Here is a 4,019-nt window from a genome sequence, read left to right as displayed (position 1 = left end):
TGTTATTATTTGATTTTTGTGTTGATTTCGTGTTTTTCTCTTTAGATGTAATAACATAAGTTTTATCTATTATTAAAATAGATCTAAATTAGAACATATCGAAAATGTTATTTATAAAAACTCTATTTTTTGAATAATTATAGATAGGGATATTGGAGGTAGTATGGTTAAATGGAAAAAACTTATTTGGGGTTTGGTTTGTTTTGCAGGGATTTGCTCTACTAAATCTTTTTGTTTATCAGCTACCACGACTAATGTCATTCATGGAAATGCTCCACGTTTTATTCCTTTAATAGAAGATAAAATTGAAAATGATAAGGAATTTGAATATTTTGGTGTTAATTATAAAGGAATAGATTATTTTAATACTACTGATTTGAATGCTGCGTTAGGTGTGGATGTGGCGTCTCAAACACCCTCAAGTTTGAAACTAACTGTTGCTATTAAACAGCCAAGTAACACCGATGTGATAGATGTTGATGGTGATGGTGATTTTACCCTAACAGGACATACAAGCAACTCGCTTTCATTAGATTGGTATTACGAAGATACTAAAAATAATGAAATTAAATTAACTCAAGCTCAAAAAAACCTTAAGTTTAGAGAATTAGTAATAAGTGGTATTTACCCATATATAAAAGTAAACGGAGCAATTTCGCTAAACACAAAATATGGTGTTCCTAATCTTCAATCTTATCCAGATAATAACATTGCAATAACAAAAATACCTTATCGAAATTTTAATGTAATGATAGGTGGCGAAGCAATTAAATATGCCAGTCCACATATGGCTTATTCTGGTGGGATTTATACCTATGGTGATACAAAAATTATTGATCCAACACTTTATAATGGTTTTTTACCACAAGAAAATTATTTAAATAATTTTCCTTCAGTTGGTGCTAATAATCTCTATTTTTACTTAGTGACAGATGGTATTGATAACTCATTGAGCACAACAAAATGGACAGTAAAAACATCAAATGCTGATGATGAGTCACCCAATGCTATTACCGCCACTATAAAAAAATCGATTGCACCTGGCACGGTAGGGTTTAAAGCTTATAATGCAAAAAATATGGTTCTTGTCACTTTAAAAGGTCCTGACTCATCAACTAAAGACGCAAGTCAGGCTACCGCACCAACTGCCAAATTACCTGTTGATATTGAATTAATTGGTGAAACTAAACAAGGTGTGACACTTAGCTACAGCTTTAGAATAACTAAATGGTTTATTAATAGAGGTTCTTTTACTGCGGGACATGCTGAACAACAAGCTTGGTGCGAAGAATTAGGCAGTTATCGACAAGCAACCGCTAGAGAGCTGTCTAATGCAGTAATAACTGGTGCTTCAGATAACAAGCATAATGACAATTACTATAAAAGAGCTGTACATGAGGGATTAATCACAGAATGGGGGGCGGTAAGATATTTTGAAGGTTCTCATTTTGATCATATAACTTATGGCTGGACGAACACTGAAACCGTTTCCAATACTAATACGAGTGTTTTTCTTTATGTAAATATGAATGATGCGGCCTTACATTTACCCCCTAATAATGACCAACAGTTCTATGCATTATGTATATCCAAATAAGATAATGGCAATATTTATTCGAAGTTTGTTTAGTTAATAGATGTAACAACGCAATCGATCTAATAGTTTTTATAGGATTTGCTAGCATTGTTTACAGTAATTTGAAAAACTACTGTAATAAATATACATAAGAAAACAAAACTAACGTCTTATCACAGACAAGAGATATGGCGTTTATATCATAAAGAGAAAATAACGATTACTGATTTGGTCAAACGTTTTATGGTTAGTCGTCCAACCATTTATAACGTACTAAATAAAGAAAGCTCGTTTGAAGCATTTTGTTCCATTAACTAGTAAGAATGAACGTTATAAAACCATTTGTTATGGTATTAAATGTTTGGTTAAAGTCAAAAAATTGATTGAGAATAAATTAAGACGGCAAGCTAAACGCTATAACAAAATCTATCCAGGTGAAATGCTACACGTTGATACCAAACGTTTGCTTTTACTTAAAAGTGAAACGAAACAGCAAACTAGAGAATATTTATTTGTTGGTATTGATGATTTTTCACGTGAGTTTTATGCGGGAATTTACCCCGATAAATCCCAATTTAGCTCAGCACAGTTTTTACAAAATAATGTATTAGCACAATGTCCGTCCTTATATCACCACCTGTATTTATTCCGATAATGGATGTGAATATCAAGACACAACTGAACACTTATTTGTTAAAACGTGTAATAACCATCATATTAATCAAAAATTCACCAAACCTGTCTGCCCACAAACGAATAGAAAAACCAAAAGAGTGATACGAACTTTGAATTGCGATGTGACATAATCGGCAAAGATTTAGCGATTCAAAAGAGAGAAAACAAAAACTTAAACGCTTTATTAATTTTTATAATACGGTTAAACCGCATAAAGCGATTTCAGGGAAAACGCTTATAAGTTTTTAGAAAATTATTTTAGCTATGAGGTGTAAACAATTCGGCGTTTTCCTGCAAATAAAACTTATTAAATTTCTCTTACCTATAAATTATAAAATAGCTACTTATAAAATAGTATTTGTAGGTAGCTATCTAAATGGGGAGTTAGTCTTGATGAGTAAAAATAGAAGAAAATTTATTTTTATACATCTCTTTACTAACTTTGACAAATCGAATTGTTTTGAAAATACCTAATAAGCTTGCTTGATGCACACGGTATAACAGGCGATGAATAGTTAAAGCAAAAAATCCTTTAACATTCATTTCGCGTTTACCTGCAATTTTAACTACACCGAGTGCTGTATCATGCAGAGAAATAATTGTTCCATTATCAACATAATTAAATAATTTCATTGGTTTATTATTTAACATGTTAATAATATTTTCATAACATATTTTCGCCATTTGATGTGCGGCTTGTGCTGTAGCAGGTGAGGCTCTACCGCTGTCTTGCATAGCATAAGCACAATCACCAATAACAAAAATATTATCGTCTCGTGTTGTTTGTAATGTTGGTTTAACCACCAGCTGATTTGAACGGCTTGATTCTAAACCAGCAATATCTTTTAAATAGTCTGGCGCTTTTACGCCTGCAGTCCAAATCATAATATCTGCGTTAATAATATCGCCTTCCTTTGGATAAAAGCCGTCACTTTCTGCTTTAGTTATCATGGTTTTTGTTAATACATGAATACCACGTTTTTGAAGGGTATTAGTAATATTTAATGCCGTTTTTTCAGGTAAAGCAGGTAAAATACGGTCAGTTGCTTCAATAATAGATACATCAAGCAAATCAGAGCACATTTTATTACGCCCACAGTTACCAAATGTTTCAACCATATGAGGTAACTCAGAAGCTAATTCAACACCTGTTGCGCCACCACCAACAATAGCAATACGAATTTTATTTTCAGTTGTCGTTTCATGTTCATCAATAATTGAACAAAAACTAGCAAATTTTGTAATTAGTGTTTCACGTAGATGAATTGCTGCGTTTTGGTCATCTAAAAAGATACAATGCTCTTTAACTCCAGGTGTTCCAAAATCGTTTGAAGTACTTCCTATTGCCACAACTAATGTATCGTATGGCACAGAAATGGATTCGCTATTTGAATTCTCAATAATAACATGCTTTTCTTCACGATTAAGATTAGTAAATGTGCCTTGAATGAATTTAAAATGGTGTTGTTGTCCTTGTTCAGCATAATCAATTTTATCAGCTTGCTCATTTAGAATACCAGTAGCAACTTCATGTAGTAAAGGTTTCCAAATATGATAAGTATTCTTATCTATTAGTGTAACCTCGGCTTGATCACTTTTCCCTAATTTATCGCCGAGATCAGTTGCTAATTCTAATCCTCCTGCGCCGCCACCAATAATAATTATTTTAACCATATTAAATACCTTAAATTTTTATTTTTTTAAAGTTTACTAAATAAGTAGGTTTTTATCTATTTTATTTGACTAATATCACTTATAAATAAAACCT

General features: G+C 32.0%; 4 protein-coding genes and 1 pseudogene. 4 read left to right on the top strand and 1 reads right to left on the bottom strand.

All coding sequences use genetic code 11. The annotated features are described in order from the left end of the window. Window positions 1-163: 163 nt before the first annotated feature. From A9G38_RS07555 to A9G38_RS12860, 4 genes and pseudogenes are all read left to right on the top strand, one after another. The gene (locus tag A9G38_RS07555; RefSeq protein WP_034909379.1) at window positions 164-1,597 is read left to right on the top strand and encodes a hypothetical protein; all 1,434 of its coding nucleotides are present in this window, start codon (window positions 164-166) and stop codon (window positions 1,595-1,597) included. 117 nt (window positions 1,598-1,714) lie between these two features. Then, window positions 1,715-1,894, top strand: a complete 180-nt coding sequence (locus A9G38_RS12865) for a helix-turn-helix domain-containing protein (RefSeq protein WP_202961512.1) — start codon at window positions 1,715-1,717, stop codon at window positions 1,892-1,894. Continuing rightward, a complete protein-coding gene (locus A9G38_RS12450; RefSeq protein WP_202961504.1) occupies window positions 1,869-2,231 on the top strand; it encodes a hypothetical protein in 363 nt (120 codons plus the stop codon). The genes A9G38_RS12865 and A9G38_RS12450 overlap by 26 nt, the downstream gene beginning before the upstream one ends. A 197-nt stretch (window positions 2,232-2,428) precedes the next feature. After that, window positions 2,429-2,500: pseudogene (locus A9G38_RS12860) on the top strand (hypothetical protein); the annotation flags it as partial. 135 nt (window positions 2,501-2,635) lie between these two features. Here A9G38_RS12860 and A9G38_RS07545 read toward each other — a convergent pair. Beyond that, complete coding sequence (locus A9G38_RS07545; protein ID WP_051634092.1) at window positions 2,636-3,925, bottom strand: NAD(P)/FAD-dependent oxidoreductase; 1,290 nt, start codon at window positions 3,923-3,925, stop codon at window positions 2,636-2,638. Window positions 3,926-4,019: the final 94 nt, after the last annotated feature.

The organism is Gilliamella sp. Imp1-1 (genome assembly GCF_001690415.1).
In the GTDB taxonomy this organism is placed as follows: Bacteria; Pseudomonadota; Gammaproteobacteria; order Enterobacterales; family Orbaceae; genus Gilliamella; species Gilliamella bombi.
The sequence above is the reverse complement of the archived record's forward strand: the minus strand, read 5'-3'. Positions and strand labels throughout refer to the sequence as shown.